The organism is Arthrobacter nitrophenolicus (assembly GCF_000332815.1).
In the GTDB taxonomy this organism is placed as follows: Bacteria; Actinomycetota; Actinomycetes; order Actinomycetales; family Micrococcaceae; genus Arthrobacter; species Arthrobacter nitrophenolicus.
Genome location: NZ_AOFD01000027.1, coordinates 1 through 25,771, shown reverse-complemented (window position 1 = coordinate 25,771; position 25,771 = coordinate 1). Strand labels below are relative to the sequence as shown.

General features: G+C 62.6%; 20 protein-coding genes and 3 pseudogenes. 12 read left to right on the top strand and 11 right to left on the bottom strand.

Annotation, left to right across the window (positions count from 1 at the left end; all coding sequences use genetic code 11):
• Positions 1-116: 116 nt before the first annotated feature.
• From G205_RS11265 to G205_RS11245, 5 genes are all read left to right on the top strand, one after another.
• A complete protein-coding gene (locus G205_RS11265; RefSeq protein ID WP_009358068.1) occupies positions 117-977 on the top strand; it encodes an ABC transporter substrate-binding protein in 861 nt (286 codons plus the stop codon).
• A gap of 78 nt (positions 978-1,055) precedes the next feature.
• Positions 1,056-1,844 carry an amino acid ABC transporter permease gene (locus G205_RS11260; protein ID WP_009358067.1) on the top strand — a complete coding sequence of 263 codons (789 nt, stop codon included), beginning with the start codon at positions 1,056-1,058 and terminating at the stop codon, positions 1,842-1,844.
• Positions 1,841-2,620: an amino acid ABC transporter ATP-binding protein gene (locus G205_RS11255; RefSeq protein WP_009358066.1), complete on the top strand. Its 780-nt coding sequence runs from the start codon at positions 1,841-1,843 to the stop codon at positions 2,618-2,620. Before G205_RS11260 ends, G205_RS11255 begins: the two co-directional genes overlap by 4 nt.
• Positions 2,620-3,663, top strand: coding sequence for a Gfo/Idh/MocA family protein (locus G205_RS11250; RefSeq protein WP_009358065.1), 1,044 nt, complete (start codon positions 2,620-2,622; stop codon positions 3,661-3,663). Before G205_RS11255 ends, G205_RS11250 begins: the two co-directional genes overlap by 1 nt.
• A gap of 75 nt (positions 3,664-3,738) precedes the next feature.
• Complete coding sequence (locus G205_RS11245) at positions 3,739-4,860, top strand: NAD(P)/FAD-dependent oxidoreductase (RefSeq protein ID WP_009358064.1); 1,122 nt, start codon at positions 3,739-3,741, stop codon at positions 4,858-4,860.
• A 52-nt stretch (positions 4,861-4,912) separates the two neighbouring features.
• Here the strand turns inward: G205_RS11245 and G205_RS11240 are convergent.
• A pseudogene (locus G205_RS11240) lies at positions 4,913-6,411 on the bottom strand (SulP family inorganic anion transporter).
• Positions 6,412-6,703: 292 nt separating this feature from the next.
• Between G205_RS11240 and mptB the strand changes: the two are divergent.
• Positions 6,704-8,287: a polyprenol phosphomannose-dependent alpha 1,6 mannosyltransferase MptB gene (mptB, locus tag G205_RS11235; protein ID WP_009358062.1), complete on the top strand. Its 1,584-nt coding sequence runs from the start codon at positions 6,704-6,706 to the stop codon at positions 8,285-8,287.
• 20 nt (positions 8,288-8,307) lie between these two features.
• Here the strand turns inward: mptB and G205_RS11230 are convergent, their stop codons facing one another.
• Together G205_RS11230 and G205_RS11225 are read right to left on the bottom strand one after the other, a co-directional pair.
• Positions 8,308-9,567 (bottom strand): glycosyltransferase 87 family protein, encoded by a 1,260-nt coding sequence (locus tag G205_RS11230; protein ID WP_009358061.1) that lies wholly within the window; start codon positions 9,565-9,567, stop codon positions 8,308-8,310.
• A gap of 28 nt (positions 9,568-9,595) precedes the next feature.
• Positions 9,596-10,835, bottom strand: a pseudogene (locus tag G205_RS11225) (glycosyltransferase 87 family protein).
• Positions 10,836-11,233: 398 nt separating this feature from the next.
• Here G205_RS11225 and G205_RS11220 point away from each other — a divergent pair.
• Entirely contained in the window at positions 11,234-11,437 is a 204-nt protein-coding gene (locus G205_RS11220; RefSeq protein ID WP_009358059.1) for a hypothetical protein, read from the top strand.
• Between the two features lie 26 nt (positions 11,438-11,463).
• Here the strand turns inward: G205_RS11220 and G205_RS11215 are convergent, their stop codons facing one another.
• Entirely contained in the window at positions 11,464-11,721 is a 258-nt protein-coding gene (locus G205_RS11215; protein WP_009358058.1) for a DUF3072 domain-containing protein, read from the bottom strand.
• 624 nt (positions 11,722-12,345) lie between these two features.
• Here G205_RS11215 and G205_RS11210 point away from each other — a divergent pair.
• A complete protein-coding gene (locus G205_RS11210; RefSeq protein ID WP_235046871.1) occupies positions 12,346-12,936 on the top strand; it encodes a TetR/AcrR family transcriptional regulator in 591 nt (196 codons plus the stop codon).
• Between the two features lie 546 nt (positions 12,937-13,482).
• Here G205_RS11210 and G205_RS11205 read toward each other — a convergent pair.
• Positions 13,483-14,859, bottom strand: a complete 1,377-nt coding sequence (locus tag G205_RS11205; RefSeq protein ID WP_035752807.1) for an FAD-binding oxidoreductase — start codon at positions 14,857-14,859, stop codon at positions 13,483-13,485.
• Between the two features lie 788 nt (positions 14,860-15,647).
• Here G205_RS11205 and G205_RS22790 point away from each other — a divergent pair.
• The 3 genes from G205_RS22790 (at position 15,648) to G205_RS11195 (ending at position 17,561) form a co-directional block, all read left to right on the top strand.
• Positions 15,648-15,956, top strand: a complete 309-nt coding sequence (locus G205_RS22790) for a hypothetical protein (protein ID WP_235046883.1) — start codon at positions 15,648-15,650, stop codon at positions 15,954-15,956.
• Positions 15,857-16,981: an APC family permease gene (locus G205_RS11200; protein WP_235046870.1), complete on the top strand. Its 1,125-nt coding sequence runs from the start codon at positions 15,857-15,859 to the stop codon at positions 16,979-16,981. The genes G205_RS22790 and G205_RS11200 overlap by 100 nt, the downstream gene beginning before the upstream one ends.
• A 274-nt stretch (positions 16,982-17,255) precedes the next feature.
• Positions 17,256-17,561, top strand: a complete 306-nt coding sequence (locus tag G205_RS11195; protein WP_009358055.1) for an antibiotic biosynthesis monooxygenase family protein — start codon at positions 17,256-17,258, stop codon at positions 17,559-17,561.
• A 2,107-nt stretch (positions 17,562-19,668) separates the two neighbouring features.
• Here G205_RS11195 and G205_RS11190 read toward each other — a convergent pair.
• The 6 genes and pseudogenes from G205_RS11190 to G205_RS11170 all read right to left on the bottom strand — a co-directional run bounded on the left by G205_RS11190 (position 19,669) and on the right by G205_RS11170 (position 24,971).
• Positions 19,669-20,718 (bottom strand): sulfate/molybdate ABC transporter ATP-binding protein, encoded by a 1,050-nt coding sequence (locus G205_RS11190; protein ID WP_009358054.1) that lies wholly within the window; start codon positions 20,716-20,718, stop codon positions 19,669-19,671.
• A pseudogene (locus G205_RS11185) lies at positions 20,715-21,532 on the bottom strand (ABC transporter permease). Before G205_RS11185 ends, G205_RS11190 begins: the two are co-directional and overlap by 4 nt.
• An 18-nt stretch (positions 21,533-21,550) precedes the next feature.
• Entirely contained in the window at positions 21,551-22,363 is an 813-nt protein-coding gene (gene modA, locus G205_RS11180) for a molybdate ABC transporter substrate-binding protein (protein WP_009358052.1), read from the bottom strand.
• A gap of 250 nt (positions 22,364-22,613) precedes the next feature.
• Positions 22,614-23,135 carry a molybdenum cofactor biosynthesis protein MoaE gene (locus G205_RS21090; RefSeq protein WP_083875047.1) on the bottom strand — a complete coding sequence of 174 codons (522 nt, stop codon included), beginning with the start codon at positions 23,133-23,135 and terminating at the stop codon, positions 22,614-22,616.
• A 64-nt stretch (positions 23,136-23,199) separates the two neighbouring features.
• Positions 23,200-23,685: a cyclic pyranopterin monophosphate synthase MoaC gene (gene moaC, locus G205_RS11175; RefSeq protein WP_009358050.1), complete on the bottom strand. Its 486-nt coding sequence runs from the start codon at positions 23,683-23,685 to the stop codon at positions 23,200-23,202.
• Positions 23,682-24,971, bottom strand: coding sequence for a molybdopterin molybdotransferase MoeA (locus G205_RS11170; protein ID WP_083875050.1), 1,290 nt, complete (start codon positions 24,969-24,971; stop codon positions 23,682-23,684). Before G205_RS11170 ends, moaC begins: the two co-directional genes overlap by 4 nt.
• A gap of 278 nt (positions 24,972-25,249) precedes the next feature.
• Between G205_RS11170 and G205_RS11165 the strand changes: the two genes are divergently transcribed.
• Positions 25,250-25,771, top strand: a 522-nt coding sequence (locus tag G205_RS11165) for a radical SAM protein (protein WP_200859157.1), incomplete at its 3' end; no start/stop codon positions are given.

The window sequence follows — 25,771 nt, the reverse complement described above, 5'->3', positions numbered from 1 at the left end:
ATCGATGTGAGTCCGGTCTCAATCCTAGGTGTTGAGACCGGACTCAACAAGAACATCGGCCACTTTCTTTGGCGGCCCTGACAGCACCGCCTCCCCATCAACGATTGGACAACGCTGTGAAAAAACTGAACTTCCGCCCCGCCGGCCTGGCTGCGGCCGCCCTTGCCGCAGTGCTTGCGCTCTCCGGCTGCGGCTCCACCACTGCCGCCTCCACCACCATGGAGGACAACCCCTACGGCCTGATCCAGCCCGGCACCATCCGGGTGGCCAGCCTGGGTGACTCGAAGCCGTACACCTTCGCGGATGCCTCGGGCAACTTCACGGGGTTCGACGTGGAACTCTTCAAGGACGTGGCCCACCGCGCCGGCGTAGACAACGTGGTCTTCACCGGACAGGACTTCTCCGGCCTCCTTGCCGCCGTGGCCAACGGGCAGTTCGACGCCGGAGTGGCCGCGATCGGCATCACGGACAAGCGCAAAGAGACTGTGGACTTCTCGGACGGCTACCTCGCCGGATACCTGACCGTCATCACCACCAAGACCTCCGGGATCACGGGTGCCGAGGGTCTTGCCGGAAAGCGGCTGGGCGTGGTCCAGGGGACCCTCCAGGAAGCCTATGCCGTGAAGAACTTCACGTCCGCCAGCCTGGTCCGCTTCCCGGACAACAACACCGCCATCGCGGCCGTCAACAGCGGCACCGTTGACGCCCACTTCCTGGACTACGAGGCCGCCAAGGCCTACCAGGAACAGCACGGCCTGGTCAGCGCCGCGGACATCCCGTCCTTCGACGCGCCGGCAGGGTTCGCCGTGGCGAAGGACAAGCCGGCCTTCAAGGAAGCCCTGAACAAGGGACTCGCGGAGGCCATGGAGGACGGCACCTGGAAGAAGCTCTACCAGAAGTGGTTCCCGGGTTCCCCGATGCCCGAGCAGTACCTGCCAAAAGCCGAGCAGACCGCCTCGCCCGAGCCCAGCAAATAGGCCCAGGCCAACCACCGGGCGGGCTGCACCCCGCAGTCCGCCCGGACCGCCAACACCATCTAACGTCTGAGAGCAACCATGGACTGGCTCAACACCATCATCCGTACCTTCTTCGACTTCGGCGCGATGGCCGAGGTCCTGCCCCAGCTGCTGGGGGTCGGCCTTCTCAATACCCTGATCATTTCCATCGCAGCCACCCTCCTTGGGACGGTGCTGGGAATGGTGGTTGCCGTCATGGGCATTTCCCCCTCCAAGTGGCTGCGCGTTCCGGCCAGGATCTACACGGACCTTTTCCGTGGCCTGCCCGCCATCCTCACCATCCTGCTGATCGGCCAGGGCTTCGCACGCCTCAGCCAGTCCATCTTTGGTCCGTCGCCCTACCCCCTGGGAATCATTGCGCTGAGCCTGATCGCCAGCGCGTACATCGGTGAGATCTTCCGCGCCGGGATCCTCAGCGTGGACAAGGGCCAGGGCGAAGCCTGCCGCGCCCTGGGCATGAGCTACGCCAAGTCCATGGCCCTGGTGGTGGTGCCGCAGGGCGTCCGCCGGGTCCTTCCGGCACTGGTGAACCAGTTCATCGCCATCGTCAAGGACTCCTCGCTGGTCTACTTCCTGGGACTGCTGGTCAGTGAACGAGAACTCTTCCGCGTGGGCCAGGACGCAGCTGTCCTGTCCGGCAACCTTTCCCCGCTGGTCGCCGCGGGCGTCTTCTACCTGGTGATCACGGTTCCGCTGACCCACCTCGTAAACCACTTCGACAACAAGTTCCGGACCGGCCGCCGCCGCCCCGCCGCCCCCACCAGCGGGCTGAAGGAAGTCAAGGAACTCGACGCGGCCTCGCCGCTCACCACCGGGAGCAACACATGAACCTGCCAACCACAGCCGCCCACAACACCGCGGCGGACTCGCCCACGTTCCACGGCTCGAGCCTGGAACTCCGCAACCTGACCATGGCCTACGGGGACATCAACGTCCTGCGCGACGTCAGCCTCACCGTCGCTCCGGGCACCACCACCTGCATCATCGGACCATCAGGTTCGGGCAAATCCACCCTGCTGCGCGGGATCAACCGGTTGCACGAGCCCAAGAGCGGCGAGGTGCTGCTCGCGGGGGAAAGCACCCTGACCGCCAACCCGGACACCCTGCGGACCCGCATCGGCATGGTCTTCCAGCATTTCAATCTGTTCCCGGACCACACCGCCCTGGAGAACGTGGCGCTGGCCCTCTGGAGCGTTAAGGGAATGCCGAAGGCGCAGGCGATGGAGCTCGCCCGCCGCCGCCTCGCCGAGGTGGGGCTGGCGGAGCGGGCCGACCACCGGCCCAGGGACCTGTCAGGCGGCCAGCAGCAGCGCGTCGCCATTGCGCGGGCGCTTGCCATGGAGCCTGAGGTCATGCTTTTCGATGAGGCCACCAGCGCCCTGGATCCCGAACTGGTCAAGGGCGTGCTGAACCTCATGGCCGGACTGGGCCGCCGCGGAATGACCATGCTGGTGGTGACCCACGAAATGGGCTTCGCCCGCAGGGTGGCCGACCAGGTGGTCTTCATGGACGAAGGCGAAGTGGTGGAGGCCGGTACCCCCGCCCAGCTGTTCGACAATCCGCGCAGCAAACGGCTCCAGCGCTTCCTGTCCGAGGTGCTGTGATGCGGACCGTTGCAGCGGCACCCATCCGTACTGCCGTCGTCGGCTTCGGAATTTCCGGCCGTGTGTTCCACGCGCCACTGATCGCCGCGAATCCGGACTTCTCCCTGGATGTCATCGTCACCTCCAACCCGGAGCGGGTGGCTGAGGCAGCCAGGCTCTACCCGCAGACCCGGATCCTTGCCACCCCGGAGGAATTGTTCGCGGAGGCGGGAAACCTCGACCTGGTTATCCTTGGCACTCCGCCGGACACCCACTTCGGGCTGGCAGCCACGGCCATCGCCCACGGACTGCACGTGGTGGTGGACAAGCCCTTTGTTCCCACGTCGGACCTGGGGGAAGAACTGATCAGCAGGGCGGCCGACGGCGGGGTGCAGCTCACCGTGTTCCAGAACCGGCGCTGGGACGCCGACTTCCTGACCCTCCGGAAAGTCCTGGCGTCGGGCGTCCTCGGCGACATCAGCAGCTTCGAGTCGCGCTTTGAGTGGTGGCGTCCGGAAGGCTTCGGCAACTGGCGGGACACCGTGTCCCTCGCCGAGGGCGGCGGCATCCTGCACGACCTGGGGGCCCACCTCATCGACCAGGCGATCCAGCTGTTCGGCCCGGTGGACAGGAGCTACGGCGAGACGGCCAACCGCGGGCCCCACCCCGATGCCGCCGATACCGAGGCCTTCGTGTCACTGCAGCACGCGTCCGGCGTCCGCTCAAGGCTGTGGATGAACGGCATGGCCGCCCAGGCCGGGCCGCGCTTCCACGTCCTGGGCTCCCGGTCCGGCTATACCAAGTGGGGCCTGGACGGCCAGGAACCTGCCCTCGCGGCCGAACTGCCGCCGTCGGACCCCGCCTACGGTGTGGAACCCCAGGAGCGTTGGGGGCTCCTGGGGGCGGACGGTGCCACCGTTCCCGTGCCGGCGGAGCGGGGAGCCTACCCGCAGTTCTATGCCGGGCTTTCCGCCGCACTGCGCGGAGACGGACCGTTGCCCGTCAACCCGTCCGAACCCCTCGAGGTGCTGAGGGTCATCGAAGGCATCCACGCCATGGCCTGACCTCCGGCACCCCGCCATTTTTCCCTCCGGCGCGTCGCCGCGCCACCACCATCACGCTTCACAGAAAGGGACACCATGTCCTCTGCAGCCTCCACCAAGCGCGTCGCCGTCATCGGCGGCGGCATCCTGGGCGTTTCCACGGCCGTCCACCTGCTCCGCGAAGGCGCCTCCGTCATCCTGCTGACCGAACGCGGCCTGGCCAGCGAGGCCAGTGGCCGGTCACTGTCCTGGCTCAATTCCGCCGGCGAACGCTCCACCCCCTACCACCAGCTGCGGGTCGCCGGCGTGGACCGCTACCGCACCCTCTTTGCCGCTGACCCGACCCGGGAGTGGCTGCAGTTCGGCGGCGGCCTGATGTGGAATGCCGAAGGGCAGCAGGCTGCCACCGAGTCCCGGCACGCCTACGAGAAGTCCATCGGCTACGACTCCAAGCTCCTCCGGCCCGGTGACATCGCTTCCGCTACCCCCGGCATCGACGCCGCCGCCGTCCCGGAGAAGGCCATCTTCAACCCGGGCGAGGGCTGGGTCAGCCTGCCCGACCTGATCGACTTCCTGATGGAGGAATTCCACTCCCGCGGCGGTGAACTCGTCCTGAACGCGGGCAAGACCTCCGTGATGGTGGAGGGTGGACGGGCCACGGGGGTGGAAACGGCCGCGGGCGGGACCTACCCGGCCGACGCCGTCCTGGTGGCGTGCGGCGCGGCGACGCCCGCCGTCGTCGAACCCCTTGGCGTCCGGATCCCCAACGGCTCACCGGTGTCGATGCTGGTGGTGACCAAGCAGGTGCAGCACGATGTCGCTGCGGTGATGAACACCCCGCGGGCCGCGCTCCGGCCCAACCCCGGCGGCACGTTCGCGCTGGACCACGACTGGTACGAGGAGCACATCACCGAGCACGCGGACGGCTCGTTCAGCATCCCGGATGAGGTGGTGCAGGAGCTGGCCGACGAGGCGTCGAAGCTGGTTGCCGGCAACCCGGAGCTCAAACCGGCGTCCTGGAAGATGGGCTACAAGCCGATCCCCGGCGACGGCGAGCCGGTCCTTGGCGAACTGGGACAGGTGCCCGGCTGCTTCGTCGCCTTCACGCACTCCGGCGCCACCCTGGGCCTCATTGCCGGTGAGCTCCTGGCCGGCGAGATCCTGACCGGCAGGAAGCACCCCATGCTCGCCACCTTCCGGCCGGGACGGTTCTCCTAAGCCTCATACCCGGAATGAGCGGGGCCGCGCGGCCCCGCTCTTTCGCGTGTGCTCAGGCGCCCAAATGTCCGGTGAGGCGGCCGTGGAAGCCGGTGCTGCGCTCATCCATCCCAACGATTGCCACCGCAGCCCCGTGGCCGGCATATTTCGTCTCGATCGAGTCCAAGGCGGCGACAGTCGAGGCATCCCAGATCTGGCGCGGCTGAGGTCAATGGTCACCGAGGCGGGGTCGTCGGCATAGGCGAAGTGCTCCACCAGGTCGTTGCTGCTCCCGAAGAACAGCGGCCCCACCACCTCGTAACGGACGCTTTCGCCGTCATCCGCGAGGCTCCGCTCGACGCTGATGACGTGCGCCACGCGGCGGGCGAACAACACCATCGCCAGGATGACCCCCACCAGCACCCCGTACGCCAGGTTGCCAGTGACGACCACGACGGCGACCGTGACCACCATGACGAGCGTCTCCGGCACCGGCATCCTCTTCAGGGTGGACGGTTTGACGCTGTGCCAGTCGACGGTAGTGACCGCGACGACCATCATGACCGCGGCCAGGGCCACCATGGGGATCTGCCCCAAGACGGAGCTGAGTCCGGTCACCAGCGCCAGCAGGAACAGGCCGGCCACAAACGTGGATATACGGGTGCGCGCCTGGCCGGTCTTCACATTCAGGACGGTCTGGCCGATCATTGCGCAGCCTGCGATCCCGCCGTAGAAACCGGCCAGAATGTTGGACACGCCCAGGGCCCACGATTCACGGCCCTTGTGCGAGGGGGTGTCCGTCATGTCATCGACGAGTTTCGCCGTCAGGAGGGTTTCCATGAGGCCAACAAACGCCACGCTCAGCGCCGTGGGCAGGACCAGTTGGAAGGTCTCGAGGGTCACCGGAAAAAGGAAGGGGGTGATCCCGGGCAGCCGGCCGGTGAGGGGCCCCTCGTCCGAGACATCGGGAACGGTGAGTCCGGCGGCGATGACGATTGCCGTCACCACCACGATGGCCACCAGCGGCGACGGGACGGCCCTGGTGAAGCGCGGCAGGATAAAGATGATGGCGAACGTCAGGGCGAACAGGACATAGGCGAGCCACGGGACGTTGATGACGTGCGGCACCTGCGCCATGAAAATCAGCACGCCCAGGGCATTAACGAACCCGATCATCACCGACCGCGGAATGAACCGCATCAGCCGGGCAAGCCCCGCGAGGCCAAAGACCACCTGGATCACGCCGGCCAGGAGTACCGCCGGCAGGACGTACTGGACACCGTGCTCATGCACAAGAGGGGCGATTACCAGGGCCACGGAACCGGCTGCGGCAGTGATGACGCCGGGCCGTCCGCCCAGGATGGACATCGCCAGGGCCAGGACGATGGAGGCCACGAGGCTCACCATGGGATCCACCCCGGCCACGATCGAGAAGGAGATGACTTCCGGGACCAGGGCCAGGGTGGTGACCATGCCGGCCAGGACCTCGCGGGAAAGCTGCCGTGGAGAGCGCAGGGCCGTCAGGACGGTAATCGGTTGCCGGGCGGGACGGGTGCTGGCGGCGACGGCCAAGGAGCGGCTCCAGGTGCTTGGCTCTGCGGGAAGAGCGGGTGGGCAACGTGATTGCGCGCCACAATGCGCACGGTTCCAGCCCGGCCGCGGAAGACAGTGGGTGGAAAAAGGAATGCGCCGACGACTCGGCTGCCGTTCCAAGGCTACCCCAGCCTTGTTGCGTGATTGTGGCCTTCGATCCCGTCTGGTCCCGGGGCGGCAGGAAAGCCTGCTGATAAAATGGCCGGGTTGCAGGGCGGCCTTTCAGCTGGTCCAACCAGCGCCGTAACGAAGTAGGGGACCAGACACAATCATGACGGCAGGCGGGTCACATCTCGGGACGTCGGAGAGCCAGCCGGCAGCGCCGGTCAAGGCCTCCGCGCCGGCGACCGGACGCGCCTACCTGGCAATCATCGAAGGGTTCGTCGGGGCCCTCATGATGTTCGCCGGTTCCATCGGAACCGGCTGGATCGCCAACGGCTCGCCCATGATCCGCCAGCCCGTGGTCATCGCGCTCCGCACGGAGGGCTGGGGCGTCACCGTTTCCACCGTCCTGCTGACCGTTGGCGCCATGGTGCTGATGCGGTCCTGGCTGCGGCTGGGGCAGCGCCTGGCCGAGTGGGGGAAGTCGTCCCTGCGGTCGGTGGTGATTGCCATTTCCGCCTGGTCCCTGCCCCTGCTGTTCTGCGTGCCCGTCTTCTCCCGGGACGTCTATGCCTACACGGGCCAGGGGCGGCTGGTGCAGGAGGGCCAGAACCCCTACGAGGTGGGCATCTCCACGCTCAGCAACTGGTTCGCCCTCGGCGCGGACCCCGCCTGGGCGGAAAACCGGACCCCCTACGGGCCGTACTTCCTGTGGCTGGCGCGCGGGGTGGTGGGACTGACCGGCGCCCAGCCGGACGTCTCCGTCCTCCTCTTCCGCCTGCTGGCCGGCGTCGGGGTCCTTCTTTGCGTCATCTACGTGCCCAAGCTGGCGGAGCTGCACGGCATCAACGGCGCGCGGGCACTCTGGATCGCCGTGGCCAACCCGCTGTTCCTCATCAGCTTCATCGCCAGCGCCCACAACGATGCCCTGATGGTGGGCCTGGCCGTGGCCGGCGTCTACTTCGCGGCCACCCGCCGCTACATCGTGGGGATCCTCCTGGTCACCGCGTCGATCGGCATCAAGCCCATCACTGTCCTGCTGCTGCCCTTCCTTGGCGTGATGTGGGCAGGCCCGTCCGCCACCTGGACGCGCAAGTTCCTGATGTGGGGCGCGACGGCGGGCCTCAGCTTCGGTGTGCTGCTCCTCAGCGGCATCCCCTACAACCTGGGCATTGGCTGGACCTGGGCCATCATGGACCCCACCCCCGGGTACACGGGGTATTCGCCGTCCGGCTTCCTGGGCCAGCAGGTGGAAATGCTCGCCAACGCGCTGGGTCTCCCGGGCGGCACGCTCGCCACCTGGCTGCGGACCGGGATGAAGTGGGGCGCCATCGCGCTGGTCCTGCTCCTGATGTTCCGCGGCGACTACTCGCGCGCGGTGCGCCGGATGGCCTTGGCCTTCACCGCCGTCGTGATGCTCTCACCCATCATCCAGCCCTGGTACATCCTGTGGTTCCTGCCGTTCCTGGCCGTCACGGGGATCCGCGACGACTGGCAGATCCGGTCCCTGTACGTGGGCGTCACGTTCTTCGTGGTGTTCGGCGCGCAGGACCAGCTGTCTGTATGGTCGTTCGTGGAGCTTCCCATCGATGCGTCCACCCTGGCGTTCTTCACCGCGCTCGCCTTTACGTTCTACCTGCTGTTCCTGGACGTGCACACCCGCAAGCTGCTGATCCAGGGCAAGCCCTGGGACCTCGCGCGGCGCGGCTGGCAGTGGCTGATGGCGCAGCGGGAACGGGCCGTCAGCCGCTGACCCCCTTCTCCCGCTGACCCCTAAGCGTTCGCGGCGGGAACCGGCGCGGTGGATTTCCGGCCAAGTTCCGCCGTCCGCTGCACCGACCACCAAAGCAGCACCACGAGCAGGACGTTGCGGGTGGTGAGGATGGCTGCCATGACCGGGTGGGCATGGATCAGCGGGGTGTAGAACAGCGGGTAGATCACGAAGGTGGTCATGGCGATGCCCATCAGCAGCGCGGCCGGGACCTTCCAGCGGTTCCAGTCGTGGGTCAGCCCGGCGATGATCACCGGCGCCAGCCAGATGATGAACTGCGGTGAACCCACCTTGTTGAACACGATGAACGCGGTGACCATCATGAGGGAGCCTTCGAGGAACAGTTCCTCGCGTTCGGCCCCCCGTTTCATGGCGCGGACCAGCAGGATGGCCGCTCCAAGGGCGGCGAGGATGAGCAGCGGCTGCATCAGGACCGCGGCGGTGGCGGCGCCCGGGCCGTAGACCTCGGTGGAGTTGATGGCGGTGTTGTCCGCCATCTTCGACCCGGCGATGTTGAACACGCTCAGCCACACCCACGGTGTGGAGAACGTGGCTTCGAGCTGCATCCCGCGCTCGCCCTGGTTGAGGAGGAAGTCCAGGATGTGCGGCAGGCCGCCGGACAGCCACGTGCCCGCGGTGACCACGGTGGTCACGGCAACGCCGGCCAGGACCACCTGGATCCGCTTGTGGCTCGCGATCACGATCGGCGCCAGCACTGCGGCCGGCCAGACCTTGATCCAGGTGGCAATGCTGAGCAGGACGCCGGCCACCACGGGCCGCTCGGCTGCATAGAGCAGTGCGATCAGCACGATGGGTGCGGTGATGCCTTCCACCCGGGCGAAGCTGAGGTAGCCCATGAAAACGGTGAAGAACAGCCACCACCAGGCCGGGGCAATGCCTTTGGTGCTCCGGGGGCCGCGGGTCAGGTAGAGGAGCCCGACGGCGTTGAGCGCCGTGATGATGAGGAACCAGGTGAGCAGGTAGAGGCTTGGCCCGGCGATGTTGGCCAGGAAAATGGGGATCTGCGCCAGCACCGGGTAGACCCACGGGCTGATCTTTCCGTCCAGGTCCGACGGGTTGTAGCCGGCCGTGGCCCACTGCCGGTACTGCTCGGTGTCGCTGAAGGTGTCGCCGTGCAGGAAGAAGGACGCCATCCAGCCCAGGAAGTAGAGATGGACGACGGCGAAGCCCCACCACACGCTGGACGGGCGGGCGAACCAGTCCACCACCTTGGCGGGGAGGACTTTGCTGCGGACCGCCACCAGGCGGTCGAAGAACCTCGTGGAAATCTCAGGACTCCTTGAGCGCGGGGGCGGCGGCCGGGGCCTTCTTGCCCAGCAGGTACAGGCGCCGGACGCTCCAGAGGAACAGGACCACCAGGAGGACGTTGCGGATGGTGAGCACCAGGGCCATCCACGGATTGTTGTGGCTGAGCGCGTCGTAGAACAGCGTAGATAAAGTACGTGGCCACGGCGATGACGATCAGCATGGCGGCCGGGACGCGCCAGTCGCGCCAGCTGTGGGCCAGGCCGACGGCGACGGCGGGGGCGAGCCAGACCATGAACTGCGGCGAGCCCACCTTGTTGAAGACAACGAACGCGGTGGCGAGCGTGAGGGCGCCGGCGAGGAGCAGCTCGGTACGGTCCACGCCGCCGCTGATTTTGCCATTATGGAGGGCCCAGAAGGTCATGCCGGCCACGAGCAGGGCGGCCAGGATCAGGAGCGGTTGCATGAGGACGGACATGACGGCGGTGCCCGGACCGTCCACCTGCATGGAGTTGATGGCGGTGTTCATATACATCCGGGAATCACCGACGTTAAGGACGGAGAGCCAGAGCCAGGGCGTGGTGAAGGTGGCCTCGAGCTGCATGCCGCGGTCGCCCTGCTGGGTGAGGAAGTTCAGCAGCTTGGGGACGCTGCCCACTGCCGCTGCCAGCGCGACGACGCCCGCCGTCGTCGCAAGTCCTGCCAGGACCACCAGGATCCGGTTCTTTACGACGGCGAAGAGGGCCAGCATGACGGCCGCCGGCCACACCTTCACCCAGGTGCCGATGGCGAGGAGAACGGAGGCGATGAACGGCCGGTTGACGCCGTAGGCCAGTGCCACCAGGACCAGCGGGGCGGTGAGGCCGTCCACGCGGGCGAATCCCAGCCAGCCCATGAGGAAGGTGAACACCAGCCACCACCAGCCGGCGGGGATTGCCTCGTGATGGCGGCCGCGTCCGGTGAGCTTCAGGAGCGCCCAGCCGTTGAGGAGGGTGGTCATCAGGACCCAGAGGAAGAAGAATGGCCCCGGCCCGGCGATGCCTGCGATGGCCATGGGGATGAGCGCCAGGATGGGGTAGACCCAGGGGCTGGGGCCGCCGGAGAGGTTGGCGTCGTCGAACCCGGCCATGGCCCAGTCGCGGTAGATGAAGGTGTCACTGAATGCTTCGCCGCGCAGCGAGAGCGAGGCGGCGAAGATGAGGAAGACAAGGTGGACCACGATGAACCCGCCCAGCAGTCCGCGGCCGGTGTTCAGGTTTTCCATGGCCGGTGCGGGGAGGATGACGTTGCGGATCCTGGTCAGTTTGCCGAAGAAAGCGTCGGTGGAAATGGCGGGATCCTTGTCAGTTGTGGCACACGTGTGGTGTTGCGCTGGTGCTTGGTTCTGCCGCGTGGCGGTGTCTGTGGCATCGGAGCCGGCTGGAAATCAGCCTCCGCCCCGGATCCAACTTTAGTTGACCGCGCATTGGGTGCCGTAATTACCCTCGGCAGGAAAGCGCTATCCGCTCTGACCTGCGGTTATTTTTCTCCAGTTGTTGGCCTTCCGATGATCGGGCATCATGGTCCGAAGGCCTTTTTATGTGCCTGTCGTCGTCTGCAGCCTTGGGGAGCGCAGGCGGTTGCCCTGCCCCCTATCCCCGCGATCTACCTAAGGCTTCACCCATGAACTTCCCCCTGACCCTCACCGTCGCCGACCGCCAAAGCATGGACAGCGAACTGGACGCTGCCGTCTCAGCTGCCAAGGCGCGTGCCCTTGCCGACCGGCGGCACGGCATCCTGGTCACGCGGCACGCCGCCGACAAGTTCACGATTTCGCTGAGCGAGTCCGTTCCCTTCGGCCTCACGCGGGAACACCAGGCCTGGTAGGCCCTTCTCTTTTATTGCGCCGGTGCTTAGTCGCCGGCGTCGTTCCCGTCCCCTGACACCCTCCCGCTGCGCTGCTGCAGACGGTCGATGTGCTTGGACGCCTCGGCCTTGCTGAGGTCCGCGGGCAGTTCTTCCCCCGCCTCCCGGGCGAGCGTGTCCAGGTAGCTGCGCTGTGCCGCAGTCATGGGCTCGTCCCCGGTCACCCAGTCCTCGGGATCGCGGTTCAGGCCTGCATCCGGCTCGGGGGTCGGGCTGCCGATGGTTTCTTTCCCGTTGTTGTCCATGGCCAAAAGTCTAGGGGCGGGGTGGGACATTTTGGGAAGGATGCTTGTCTTTGCGTGCGTGGTGCCCGTGGGATGCAGCGGCGGCAGGAGCTTCGCGCCTGCGTGCTTCTGTCAGGTATGGGTCTAGGACCCGGCTTCGGCAGTGTCCGGGAAGTGCTGACTGGACTATTCTGACGCGTTTTCCACGTCAATCTGACGTCAGTTTGGGGTGTACTTAGGCGGCTTTTCTGCGCCAGATTCGGCCGAAAAGCTCCTCGCTACTGGTCGCACAGCAACGGTGCTGCCGGTGGAGGCATCAGACAGCGGCCCAACGCTAGCCCATCCCCAGAGCTGCGACGGCCACGCCGCGCAGTGGTAGGCCGCTCCGCAATCCAGACAAACCTAAGGGGCTGGATATTTATGCAAAGATGCCATGTCCCAGTTCAAACAGCGCCTCACCGCCTCCGCTTCAAGTTATACGGCCGATGGCAAGAAGCACAGGTTGCTCTGAATGCCGCATGCACTGTAATCAGTTGAACCCGCGCTGTTGGTGGGGCGAAACCAGCACGGTCCAACCGGGTGGCTCCGCGCGGGGCCTCTACGGCATTTAGAGTAGAACCTGAGTCTAGGGGGCGAGGAGACAAGTTGCGTATTTCCACGGTAGATCGTCGCGAACAGCTCATCGACGCGGCCATTCGGGTCATCAAGCGTGATGGAGTCGAAAATGCCAGCCTAAGAACGATAGCCGGGGAAGCGAATGCTTCTCTAGCAGCTGTGCATGTTTGCTTCACGAACAAAGATGAGCTCATGCAGGCAGCTGCGGCGGAGCTGCTTCAGCAACTGGTCCGTGCCATCCCGCACGTAGTCGACGGCTCGGAGGACTTAAGAGGTATCGCGCATCGCGTCATGGACTTGTTTTGGGCCCAGATGGTCTCAGACGAGTTGAACGTCCTGGCCCAATTTGAAATCGGGATGTGGGCGAAGCGTAACCCGCATCACGGTGACTTATCCCGCAGTGTTTACAGTGACTATGAAAAAGAAATTTCCAAATTGCTGATTGCCGCCGCAAAGCGGGGGAATCAGGACCAGACTATTTCTGCACGAAATCTTGCCAGGGCACTGATTGTAATCATGGACGGATGCAGTCTCCAGTACTTTGCCGATCCATCCGACCCGCGTCACAAGGACCTCTGCGACAACCTCGTAGATGCATACCTCGATAAGGTAGGTCTATAACGGCCTTCCACCATATCTGGATGCTCTGCCTCCTGCAGACTCATCCTTCTTAGCGGAATAGGCGGGCAGCAAGAGGCAAGGCAATATGCTCTCGGTGCTTCCACCTTCACCATAGCTTCTTGCCATCCGACTGCTTTGGTGGTCTTAGAACGCTGCCGAACCACGGTAAGCAAGCCGCTAATAGGGATGTGTAGTTGGGGCTCGCAGACCTTTCCGCTCAGTCAAAGCTAGGAGGACCCGGGGCATAAGTATTATCTCTGTATGTAGAGAGGATACTTTTCCTTGCAAGCCCAAGTGCATGCGCCCACACGGAGGGAGGGCTTACCTGCCTCACCCGTACGGAAGGCGCCGGCCGTCGGCCGCAGTAGAACCGGATCTGCTGCGCGTCCCCCAATTGGACGAGGCAGCAGAGATGCAACGGTGCCATGCTGGGCCCGGCTCTCCATGCTCCTTCCTGTTGGGTGGCGCCTGGGATAGCGATGGGTAGCTCCAACTTCTTCGTAATCAGTCAGAGCCTCCTGGGCTTTAGTGCAGGGCCTTGGAGGGTTAGGATCTTTCGGGAGCTATGTTGTAGTTGCGATGAAAGCGGTTCTCAGGATCGTATTCGCGTTTGACTGCCGCAAGCCGGCGGTAAACTTCGGGGGTATAAACCTCCGCGACCATCTCTGGTGTGACCTCTGAGTTGTTATTCAGGAGGCCGAATTTAGAAGTCGTAGCTCCTGCGCGAAGCAGTGCGGCGTCCAGCTCTCGTGCCCTCTCGGGGTATTTAGCACCTCCGTGGCTCGTCCCGTTCCATTCCGCGACGGCCAACACGCCCATCGCATCGCGATGCCGGGCTGGCGTCCCCTTCGGGTTTGCGAAGGGGATCCCCTCGATCTCCAGCTTCACGGAACTTCCATTTGAGGGCTCGCTGATGAACTTGTCGAGATTCGCCGCAACCGCTTCAGCGAAACGCTTGTTCGACACCGCGATCTCCCGGTCGATCCAAAGATTTGACATGCCGTCCTCGAAACTACCCACCTCGGCATTGAGCATGACTACTTCGTCATAGGAGCGGACGACAATCGAGTCGGAGACCGGCCGGCCTAGGCCACGAAGCCGTTCCATGTCCTGTTTGGCGACATCGTGGTTTCCGAGGTGCCCCACGCAGACTGTGATGGCAGGTGCCCTGTCTTCATCCAGGCTGACGAAAACGCTCGGGTAAAGATGATCCGCCATTGCGTTGAGCGCATCGAGGATGGACGCCAAGAGTCCGGCGAGTTCATCGACAGCCGGCTCCCACGTCATGAACCCGGCAAGCATCTGCCTGGGCAGCTCGTGGAGAGCGACCTCGACCTCTGTCACGACGCCAAAGTTGGGGCCTGCACCCCTGATTGCCCAAAACAATTCGGGCCGTTCATCCTCTGAGCAGCGAATAAGGTCTCCAGTTGCCGTCACCAAAGTCGCTGCCAGGATGTTGTCACTGGCGAGCCCATACAAAGGAGTGAGGAAGCCAACGCCACCATTGAGCGCGAGGCCGCAGAACCCGACCTTGGGATGCATGCCCGTTACAGCTGCCAGTCCGTGCCTGGCTGCCTCTTGGACGAGATCGCCGGCGATCACACCACCACCTACGCGCGCCCGACCCGCGGACGTGTCAATGTGAATGGCATTCATCAGCCTGAGGTCCAAGACGATGCCGCCGTCGTTGGTCGCATAGCCATTTGGATTGTGGCCGCCGGATCGAACGGAGATTTCTAGATGGTTGTCGCGGGCGTATCGGATGGATGTCCCAACGTCTTCCGCATTTATGCACCGGGCAATTATAGACGGCCGCTGCAAGTGGCGACCATCCCAGATTTTTGCGGTGGCATCAAATTCGCTGTCGTCAGGGTAAAGAACGTCACCTTGAATAATAAGTGGGGTGGTTACTTTTGGTGACACCAAGTCAAACTCCTTTATCTTGCTGACAATCAGCGACCTCGCCCTTGAGAGAGTTATCGTCCATTAACACATGGACAGGCGTCCACGTCAATCAATTTTTCCGAATTGCAAGCGGCTTCGCATTCCGGCTCGCGCGACCCGACCGTTATACATGGGCGGTTGCCCTTGTCAAGGGTATTTGCAGTTCAAATAGTGCGGAAACTTCGTCCTGTCGTCTATCGCGAGCCTTGACGAAAGAACGGAAGATGATGAGTCAGCCTCGGTTGAGATTTGGGCGAGGCAGCAAGACAATCCACTTCGGCTCTGTTTTGTCACTGTAGCGAGTAGACGTCAGACGTCCGCTCTAACAGGTCGAACAGAACAGGTAGGGCCGCAAAGGGCGTTCCGCAACAGGTTGAGCAATAGGAGGCCGTTGTCAGGCCGTACGAGCAAGACAGTAGATCGATGACAGAACTGTCGTGTGAGTGTACTGTCCGTGGATGGCCTAACCGAGGCGCCTGGATCGGTTTTCCTCCTGAATGCTGACTATGTCAACGAGGACAATACGGGAGAACGCGTAGCGGGTGAACGCACAGAAGCACGCTTCCCAAATTTGCGGTCGAATAACAATCTGCTATTGAACCTCATGCATTCTGTCCATAGGGTCACTCGAGTTAATTGAAAGGCGTACTGCCATGCAAGTTACTTCTTCTGGAAGCCAGGGAGAGGGCGTTGGTCCCCAAATAGGGAGGGCGGGGGATATTGCCAACCCCGACCTGCAGCTAGGGCACCTGACAGGACGCCAGGTCATGGGCCTTTCCATAGCCTCATTTGTTCCAGCTGTTGGTCTGGCACAAGTGCCGGCATACCTCGCCGCGTACTCCGGGCGGTCCTCTTGGCTGGCGATGGCCGCCTCGGTAGCGGCATTCACTCTCATTGGGCTGTTCATTACCGTGTTTGCCCGACGCTTCATCGGAACCGGGTCGCTTTACTCGTACATTCGCCATGTGTTCGGCTCATGGAGCACTCTCGTCATCGCCGCCGCGATGATCCCTGGCTACATCGTCGCGATCATGTCACTCATTGTAGGAGTGGGGGTTTTTTTGGAAGTTTCCTAGTATCGGTCGGGGTACAAAACGCGGCGGGACCAGGAATCCAGCTGTTAATCTATGTGGTCGCAACATTGATAGCTATGACCATCGCATATCGAGGCATCGACCTTTCAGTCCGATCCAGCGTCATTCTCACCATCATTTCCCTGCCCGTCATGCTGGTCATCACTATAGCCACCGCGTTCAGTGGAAACGTCGACTTGGCGGGACAGCTCAGCCTCAACGACTTGACGCTCAATAGCTTTCTTCAGGGTCTGGCAATCGGCTCGGCATACTTCATCGGGTTCGAGGGCAGCGCCGCTCTTGGCGCCGAAACCAAAAACCCCCACCGCAACATCCCCCGCGCGATCATAGTCATCCCCGTCGGCATCGGTCTCTTCTACCTGGCCGGCACCGAGATACAGGTACCAACCCTCGTTAATGCGGCCGACAAACTCGCCCTAGGCATCTCCCCGAACGCCGTACTTGCAGAAGCAGCAGGTGTCGGATTCCTAGCCAACGTCAGCGACCTCGTTCTGGCGGTGGCCATCTTCGCCAGCCTCATCGGGTTCTTCAACTATGGATCCCGCGTAATTGTCAGCGCCGCATCCGATGCCCTCCTGCCGTCTGCACTGATCAGAGTCAACAAACGATACAAAAGCCCGGGTGCTGCGATCGCTTTCATCGGGATTCCCTCCGTGATCGGGCCAGCCCTGCTTCTCTGGCTTACTCCAGCAAGCCCCCTGGAAATCAATGGGTACATTGCAACCTTGCTGGTGTATTTCTGGGTGATCCCTTACTTCCTCATCTGTATCGGGGGCGCCGTTCTACTGAACCGATCGAAGGCCAGTGGGTCCCTCATCGTCAACGTCGGAGCAGTTATGGCTTCAGCAACGGTTCTCTGGCTATACCTCAACGGCATCCTAAACCCCGGGCCTGCGCCCCTGAACGCACTACCGTACGTCATGATCGGCACGGTGGTGGTCTTTCTAATCGCTTTAGTAGTATCTGTCCGTTCCAGAAAGACGAATCGATTGCCGGTACGGCAGTAAGAAGCATCAAAAGCGTTCCCGCTCCTTCTACACCTGCACTGATCTAAGGGGCCCGCTCTCATATGGGCGGGTCCCTTAGGTAGAACGGATTTCCGTGGCTCGCTGGAGGCCGTGGTTCTGGCGACGAAATAGGAGAATCTCGAAGCCCTCGGGCGGGTCTCCCGAAACCGACCCCATTCTGCCTGACTCTTGCTCCGTGGATAAGCCCGCATCTAACCCAATAACACGACTAGACCCTTAGTGGTAGACAATTGTCACGGTATGAGGAGATTGCATGATAACCGTTGTCAGCACTATGCAACTCAAGTCGAACTCAGAGAACGAATGGGACCACCTAATCCGAGAGCGCTTCAAATCAGCCCACGACAAGGAAGGCTGGATTTCCGGTCAGCTGCTCGCCCCCTCTCATGAACCCAGCACGCGAGTCATCATAGGGACCTGGAGAAGCCGGCAGGACTGGGAGGCCTGGCATAAGGATCCTGCCTTTCTCGCCTCACGAACCAGGCTGGACGAACTACAATCGGTAGACCATCAGACTGCACTTTATGACGTTATAGAGGATGCTCAGGGTACAAATTAGTTCTCGACGAGCACGAACTCGGTCCAAAAACAGGCGCTCCAGAAATGTCTTGTTTAGGTCCAGAGATTCGATAGGTTCACGTACCGTGACTGCAACCCAAACCTTGGGCTATCCAGCGCTGCGCTGTACATTGGAACGCCCGGGCAGTCTCATTCAATTCATCCGGGTTGCGTTAGCCGATGTCGGTTTGGCTTCAGCAATAAGGTTTGACAGAAGCACTTACTGGACGCACCCCGCCCAAGGGAACCCGTCCTCTTCGGCCTTGCGTCTTCCATGGCCGCTGTCGAGGCCTCATAGGAAGATGTGCCGTTCGACATGACCGTTCCGCTCTTCCGCGCAGGCTTTGGACTAAAGCTAAATGCGGGCCTGACTTCAGGTCACTCAGTTAGGCACCTCGCTTAAGCCGTCCAATGCGCGCTGGACGTTAACGACAACGGCCCTCGCGAAGGGAATCATCCAAGAGAGATCGGTGAGTTTTGACTGCTCTCCGGGCTCACGGCGACGACAAGGAACCACGGTGCCGGATGCTATAACTAATGGTCTTTACCCTCAAAGCAAAGCTTCTGATCTAAGAATGCAGGCAGCCCCAACATCCGAAACGAGACGCAAGGTCGCCAGGAAGATCGAGGTGACGTCAACGAGGTCGCCGAAAAGGGGCGAACATAGGACGCCGCCATCGAACTGGTAGCTCAGTCCGCGCAGCGCTACGACATGGGGTCTTGGTCATTGATCTTGGAATGAGCCAGTACGAGGTAAGGGCTCATCCAACAGTCACCGTCGGCCAACTGCGGCATAAGGCTTGTACGTCTAAGGAGCGCGATCACTGCAACGTGCTGGCCCCCTATTGGCCCGAAGCGGGAAACCCGGGAGCTCGGTCGAGTACCCGCCATCTCGGAGGGGATCGGATCGACTTCTTCTTTTCCCTGTAGCGGAAGCTGTCCGCCTGTATATTAGCTGGTCGAACCAGCTGATCGCCGATGCACCCAAAAGGTTTCAGGGCGGTTTGCCGCAGGGGTGGAGCCGGTCGTTGCAATTGCTTCAAAAAGGTGACTCGCAAGGCTTCTTATAAAGCTCACTTCAAGGCGGGCGTGTCGCAGCTTTTGCCATGACACATGGGGGCCTTATTCGCTTGGCGCGAGGGTGTTTATCATGCACCTAGCCGGAAGTGAAGGGTTTCCTAGGCCCTGCCAGAAGTACAAATTTGATGGTCGCGTCTAAAGACGCCGAGCCACGCTGAGGCTACCGTGGATCCGTTATGGTCAAGGGCGCGTTCGCAGGTTGAAGCAATGCAGACCAAGAATTTCCCTGTGGCACGTCGGTTCATCAAGATGCCCTAAGGAGGGCCGAGAGGAGGATTGGATGACTTCTGAGAATATGAAAACAGCAACGTCATTCCCAGCGCCGGGGGAGGAGGTCTATCTTCCTCGCGGGGGCACAGATCCAGATTTTTACATCCCCGCTGAAGGGAGCCGGGGAGAGCGTCGTGTGATGAGATGGATTCGGAAACGCCTGAAGTTTTTCCGCCGACTGTCAGATTGAAGCCGTGTGACCTGATGAGGCCTGCTGCGCCCCTTGCCTCCTTCCTCTGTTAGCGGGTCATCAATATGTTCTTGTGTGGTAACAGCGGGATCAACGTCGCCTGACATCGGAGCCTATGGTCCTGGAGCCGAGAGATCATCGATTAATGGCTGGGTCCTGCAGGTGGGGTCTCATCGGACGAACCACCAATCCCGCAGCGCCAGCGAAGGACTGATCTGAAGTGGTCTACCCAGTTTTCCGCAGACCGTTGCCTGTAACGGGAAGACCAACAGCCAGGCTCTAGCTGTACATTGAGGCGTCCAATAGCGATGACGCCAGTGCGCCGGAGCATCAGGCGGGCCAGGATTGCCCATGTCCGGCCGGGTCTTTCCTTGGTGTGTTTGTTGCCTCAAAATGTTGGGCAACGTTGGAGGCAGTGGCCTGAACGCCGTTGATATCAACTTCGACGGAGGCCAGTCGGTCGGCAGGAATGAACCAAGAACCCACCCCTGCGTTTACACCCATTTGATTTGCGGGGAAGGGACATGTCGTGGCGGGGGAGAACACGGGCTGCTTTGTGTCCTGTAGGCTACGCCGGATAGACGGCGATGGCCGTGGCCTTGATGACGAAGTGGACGCGCATCCCGGGCGTGAGCCCGAGGTCCACCGAGGCCGCCGGGGTGATGTCCGCGGAAAGGCCGCCCGCGTGCACACGAATCTGGTCGCCGTGGGGTTCCAAGTCTGTGATGGTGACGGCGAATGAGTTCCGCGGGCTGCCGTGCTCGGCGCTTGGGAAGACCGAGACTGCCGTCGGCGAAAAGACGGCGACGCCGTTCTGGCCGGGGACGGCACCGTCCTCGGGGTGCGCAGTAATGTCCAGTCCGCCGTGGGACGTGAGCCCGTGGCCGGTAATGGTTCCGGGGAGCAGGTTCATGCCCGCCAGTCCGGCGGCGAACTTGCTGCGTGGTTTTTCCAGGACCTGGCGGGTGGAGCCTTCCTCCGTGATCCGTCCGCCTTCGATGATTGTTGCCCGGTCGGCGAGCACGAGCGCGTCCAGGACATCGTGCGTGATGATGATGGCACGGCGGTTGGCGAGGACCCGTTTGAGAAGGCGGCGCAGCATGGGAGCGGCATGGATGTCGAGGGCGGCCATGGGTTCATCGAGGAGCAGCAGTTCGGGGTCCGTGGCCAGGGCACGCGCGATGGCGACGCGCTGCGCCTGGCCGCCGGAGAGTTGGGCGGGTCGCCGGTCGGCAAACTCCTCGGCTTCCACTTCGGTGAGCCAGTGCCAGGCCGTCTGCAGCGCATTGGTCCGGTTCGCACCGGCCGCCCGTGGCCCGAAGGCTACGTTCTCCAGCACGCTCATGTGCGGAAACAGGAGCGGTTCCTGGGCGAGCAGTGCCGTTCCCCGAGTGTGCGGCGGCAGGAAGTGGTTCGTCCCCCTGTCGAGTTTGAACAGCCTTTTCTGTCCGAGCACGGCATTCCCACTGTCCGGGCGGATGAGCCCGGCGATGATCCCCAGCAGCGTCGACTTGCCGGCGCCGTTGGGACCAAGCACGGCCACTGTTTCCGTGGCCTCAAGTGTGAAAGAGACGTCGAAGTTGCGCGCGTGCAGCGCGGCATTGAGATCCAGGGTCATTTTGATTCCGCCTCTGCCGCCAGCGTCCGGGGCTGCCGGAAGGAAAGCCCGACGACGGCCACTGCCACCGCCACCAGCACCAGGGAAAGCGCGACGGCGGCATCGGCGTCCGTTTCGCGTTGAAGATAGATTTCCAGCGGCAATGTGCGGGTGGCACCCTGCAGGCTGCCGGCGAAAGTGAGGGTGGCGCCGAATTCGCCCAGGCAGCGCGCGAAGGACAGCACGGATCCGGAGGCGAGACCGGGCAGGACCAGCGGGATAGTGACGCGGCGCAGCACCGTTGTGGGGTGGGCGCCTAGCGTTGCCGCGACCGCCTCATACTTTACGCCAGCGGTGCGCAGAGATCCCTCAAGGCTGACCACCAGGAACGGCAATGCCACAAACGTCTGGGCGAGGACGACGGCGGTGGTGGAGAACATGATCTGGATGCCCGCCAGCTCTAGGCTCCGCCCGAGCAGGCCTTGGCGGCCAAAGGTATAGAGCAATGCGATGCCGCCGACGACGGGGGGAAGGACAAGGGGAAGCATAACGAACGCCCGCAGCAGGCGCTGACCCGGGAATCTCGCGCGGGCCAGGACGAGGGCCAGCGGTACCCCTAAGACGATGCATAACACCGTGCTGGCCGCCGACGTCCTAAGCTAAGGCCGAGCGCCGTGAGCGAGGATTCCGACGTAACGAGCGGGATGAACTGCCCCCAGTTGACCTTGGCCACCATGGCGGCCAGCGGCAGCAGGACAAACAGCCCTCCTGCTGCTGCGATGGCGAAAACCCACGGCGGGACACCGTTATAGCCGGTCTTGTGCCGGTGCGTCATGCTGGCTGTCCAGGCTTTTTACGGGGTGCCGAACCCGGCGTGAGCAAGGACCTTTTTGCCTTCGCTGCCAGTGACCATGGCGATAAAGGTATTGGCCAGATCCTTGTTCTTGCTGCTGTCCACAGTGGCGATCGGATATGTGTTCACGGCCTGGCGCGACTCGCTGAATTCGATGCCCTTGACTTTGTCGCCTGCGGCCTTGACGTCGGTGGCATAGACCAAGCCAGCGTCGGCTTCCCCGGAAATGACCTTGCTTAGGACATCCGCAACTGAGGATTCCTCGCTGACTGGCTTCAAGGTTGTTCCCATGACCTTTTCCACCTTCTCGGCGGCGGAGCCACAAGGTACCTGCGGTGCGCAGACAACCACCTTAACGCCCGGCTTCGCCAGGTCCGTGAAGGAAGTTATCGACGCCGGGTTGGTCGGTGGAACTGCAATCTCCAGGACGTTCGTGGCGAAGTTGGTTGGTGTTCGGTCGATGAGCCGGGCGTCCGAGAGCTTGGCCATGTTCTTGGTGTCGGCGGAGGCGAACACGTCGGCCGGGGCGCCTTGGGTGATCTGGGCGACCAGGTCCGAGGATCCGGCGAAGTTGAGCGTGACCTTCGTGCCCGGATGCGCAGCCTCGAACTCGGCGGCAATCTCGGTGAAGGTCGACTTCAGGGACGCGGCGGCGTAAACGGTCACGGTGCCGACAGTCGCCTTGGTGCCGCCGGCGCTTGCGTTCGTGGAGCCGCTCGGGGCTGTGCCCGCGGTAGCGGAAGCGCAGCCGGCCAGTCCGGCGGCAAGGAAGCCCGCGGCCAGCAGGGCGCTGATGCAACGGGTGATGCTCACATGGTCCTCTTTCTATAGATCATTCAATGTGGGAATACCCAGCAGGGCTCCGACGCTACATTCGCGCCCGGGTAGTCACCCCTTTTGCTTCCGGGTCGGTGCATCGCCGGGCTCGCGACTCCGCTGATGGTTCTCACAACCGTGGCGGTGGGCAATGCGACGACGTCTACGTGCTGACTGAGAGAACTCGTGGACATCCTTCCTGGATGACCTGATCACCTCAATTCAGATGTGAGGGGTACGGAAAAGTTCATCCTGCGGTCCCGACACCAACCCATTCCACGGTTCCATCGGAAAAGAACTGCTCCTTCCAAATGGGTACTTCATCCTTGATCCGGTCAACCAGTTCCGCACACAGGGCGAAAGCTTGTCCACGGTGTCCGGTGGCTACAGCACAAACAAGAGCCGCATCCCCAATCCGAAGTGCACCCACGCGGTGTGCCGCCCAAATTCGCACAGGCACGGACCCCTCAGCCTCATCTGGAAATGAGTACTCGGCAGCAACCGCCTCCAAAACGTCTTTCAGGATCTGGGGCGCCTTGGGGTGGGCGGTGTAGCTCAGTCGCTCGACTGCCTTACCGCCGTCGTGATTGCGCACTACTCCACTAAAGCTGACCACTGCTCCGGATGCGCTCGACTCCACGGCAGCGATGGCCACGTCTACGGAGAGCTGTCGATCGCTGAGCCCGGAATGGACCACGGTAAGGGCCTGCCTGCTTGGCTGCCGTCCGGTAGCAATTTTTCCACGACTCGTCTGTTGAACAGTGCTCATGCCTGTCCTCTCATTAGGCCAGCGCAGCCTCTTCCATTAGAACCATGCATCTTTCCAAGAATGCTCACAGCGCCCAGTTTCCACTCTTGCCGCCACTCTTGGCGAGCACCCGGATATCGGTGAGAACAGCATGCTTGTCTACAGCCTTGATCATGTCGTAAACGGTTAAGGCGGCGACGGTCACCGCAGTCAGGGCTTCCATCTCTACACCTGTCACGCCATTGGTTTTCACAGTGGCAACAAGCTGCACGCTGTCCGACGCCAGTACGAAGTCGACCGCGACCTTCGAGATAGGCAGCGGGTGGCACAGCGGAATCAAGTCGGACGTTCTCTTGGTAGCCAAGATGCCAGCGATCCGGGCCACGGCCAAGGCGTCACCCTTAGGCAACCCTTCTGCTGTGAGCAGCAGCAGAACTTCACCAGTTGTACGGAGCGTTGCCGTAGCCGTCGCCTCCCGGTCGGATTCAATTTTTCCTGAAACATCCACCATTTGCGCGCTGCCGTCCGGCCGCAGGTGAGTGAGCCCACCAGGATAGCTTCTTAGCCTCATACTGCCCACACCTCCACCTTCGATCCCTCAGCTAGTTCAGAGATTCCCTCTGGGATGTGCACCAGAACGTTCGCCCGTGCAAGTGCTCCGAGCAGATGGGAACCTTCACCCCCTTCCAGCCGTACTGTGCCATTCGGTAAGAGGACTCCCCGCCTGACCTGATGCTTTTTTGTGGGCGACGTTAGGGGATGCGAAAGGGGTGCATGGAGGGAAAGCCTCGGTGTCGGCGCGGCAAACATTTCGCTGAGCAGCGGACGCAGGAACATCTCGAACGAGATTAAGCAGCTGACCGGGTTTCCGGGGAACGCGAGGATTGGAATTCCGTCAAAAGTGCCGACTCCCTGGGGTCCGCCGGGTTGAATGGCGACATGGGAAAATTCAACGTCATGATCGACCATCGTCTGCCTAACGGGCTCGTAGGCACCATTACTCACACCACCACTGGTAACAATCAGGTCGACATGGGCAGCATGACTTCTCAGGAGCTTTGATAGAGCGCCAGGCTCATCCTTGACAATGCCCGCCCTGATCACGGTAAGCCCGGCCTGGAGCATCGAGGACTCCAAAAGAGTGTTATTTGCGTCGTAAATCTTTCCTGGCGCGAGGTTCTCTCCGGGCTCAAGGACCTCGTCCCCCGTGGTGGCCAGCAGCACTGTGAGCTTCTGGTTAACAACAACCTCAGTGACACCCAACGCCGCGAGCAAACCAAGCTGACGTGGGCCGAGAACAGTGCCAGCGGCGAGTGCACACTCGCCGGAAGCTATATCAGTGCCAGCACCACGGACGAACGTTCCCGCGGCTGTCTCGGGAAGCCGCACTGTCGTATCCGAACCAGGGGGCGGAAAAAGGTTTGGCACTGCCCGCTCGATGGGGACGACAGCATCAGCCCCAGCGGGTAATAGGGCTCCAGTCATGATTGGAGCAGCCGTCCCTCGAGTCAAAGGGGACGGCAATGCGCCCGCCGGGACCGGCGGCGCCACACGCAATTGTCCCCGGCCCTCTGCTACGTCTTGGGATCTGACTGCATAGCCATCCATCTGAGAGTTGGTGAAGGGTGGCAAATCTATCGGTGCATATAAGGTCTCCGCCAGGCCGCGACCGAGCGCAGCCATTAGAGGCAATTGCTCAACCTTGGGTGGGGTCAACAGCGGAAAGAGCACATCCCGGATTGCCTGTAGGTGCGTGGAAATGCTTCGGTGTTCATGTTCCGGCAGCGAGTTTCCGGTGGTCCCCGGGCCGGGACTGTTGCCGGTCAGCGCGATCAACTGCTCTTCTTGCCTCTGCATGTCCTGCCTTCGGGAGATCTTTTCGGTCTTACTGAAATCCTGCTTGGCCACGCCAGGGCGCTTCACTTTTCCGACGAAAGCTTTGGCCGCCGGCTCCTTGCATGATTTTCAGATACGCGTCGCGTCCATTGCGCTGTGTATAAGCTGGTAATCCTGACTGCAAAATGATTTCAGCAGGTATGCGGAGTTTCGGGCTATAGCTACTTGGCATAACTGGCCGCCCCAATTGTCCCTTCCAGCACAAACGCGTCCATCTTGGTTTCGCGTAGCCTGATTTCATGAGTGTCCAGCTAGGAATGCCGCAGCCGCGGGAGGATGCCGGGCTGTCCGTACCGGCGGCCCGTCCTGCCGGCGCGGGTGCCGGGCTGGTGGACCGCTACGGCCGCCGTGCCACGGACATGCGGCTGTCCCTGACAGACAAGTGCAACCTGCGCTGCACCTACTGCATGCCTGCAGAGGGCCTCGAATGGCTCGCGAAACAGGCGGTCATGTCCGCCGAGGAAATTGTCCGCATTGTCCGGATCGGCGTCGAGCAGTTGGGCGTCCGCGAACTCCGGCTGACCGGCGGTGAGCCGCTGGTGCGGCACGACCTGGTGGACATCATCGCGGAGCTGCGGCGGAACCATCCCGACCTGCCGATTTCCATGACCACCAACGGCGTGGGGCTCGCCAGGAAGGCCGCGCCCCTCAAGGCCGCCGGGCTGACCCGGATTAACGTGTCCCTGGACTCGCTGCACGAGGAAACATTCACCCAGCTGACCCGCCGCCCGTTCCTGGACCAGGTCCTGGCCGGGGTGGAT

Coding starts and splice junctions, on each gene's coding strand:
- G205_RS11260 (WP_009358067.1), top strand. CDS start 1,056: ATGGACTGGCTCAACACCATCATCCGTACCTTCTTCGACTTCGGCGCG.
- G205_RS11255 (WP_009358066.1), top strand. CDS start 1,841: ATGAACCTGCCAACCACAGCCGCCCACAACACCGCGGCGGACTCGCCC.
- G205_RS11250 (WP_009358065.1), top strand. CDS start 2,620: ATGCGGACCGTTGCAGCGGCACCCATCCGTACTGCCGTCGTCGGCTTC.
- G205_RS11245 (WP_009358064.1), top strand. CDS start 3,739: ATGTCCTCTGCAGCCTCCACCAAGCGCGTCGCCGTCATCGGCGGCGGC.
- mptB (WP_009358062.1), top strand. CDS start 6,704: ATGACGGCAGGCGGGTCACATCTCGGGACGTCGGAGAGCCAGCCGGCA.
- G205_RS11220 (WP_009358059.1), top strand. CDS start 11,234: ATGAACTTCCCCCTGACCCTCACCGTCGCCGACCGCCAAAGCATGGAC.
- G205_RS11215 (WP_009358058.1), bottom strand. CDS start 11,721: ATGGACAACAACGGGAAAGAAACCATCGGCAGCCCGACCCCCGAGCCG.
- G205_RS22790 (WP_235046883.1), top strand. CDS start 15,648: ATGGGCCTTTCCATAGCCTCATTTGTTCCAGCTGTTGGTCTGGCACAA.
- G205_RS11200 (WP_235046870.1), top strand. CDS start 15,857: ATGGAGCACTCTCGTCATCGCCGCCGCGATGATCCCTGGCTACATCGT.
- G205_RS11195 (WP_009358055.1), top strand. CDS start 17,256: ATGATAACCGTTGTCAGCACTATGCAACTCAAGTCGAACTCAGAGAAC.
- G205_RS11190 (WP_009358054.1), bottom strand. CDS start 20,718: ATGACCCTGGATCTCAATGCCGCGCTGCACGCGCGCAACTTCGACGTC.
- G205_RS21090 (WP_083875047.1), bottom strand. CDS start 23,135: ATGAGCACTGTTCAACAGACGAGTCGTGGAAAAATTGCTACCGGACGG.
- moaC (WP_009358050.1), bottom strand. CDS start 23,685: ATGAGGCTAAGAAGCTATCCTGGTGGGCTCACTCACCTGCGGCCGGAC.
- G205_RS11170 (WP_083875050.1), bottom strand. CDS start 24,971: ATGCAGAGGCAAGAAGAGCAGTTGATCGCGCTGACCGGCAACAGTCCC.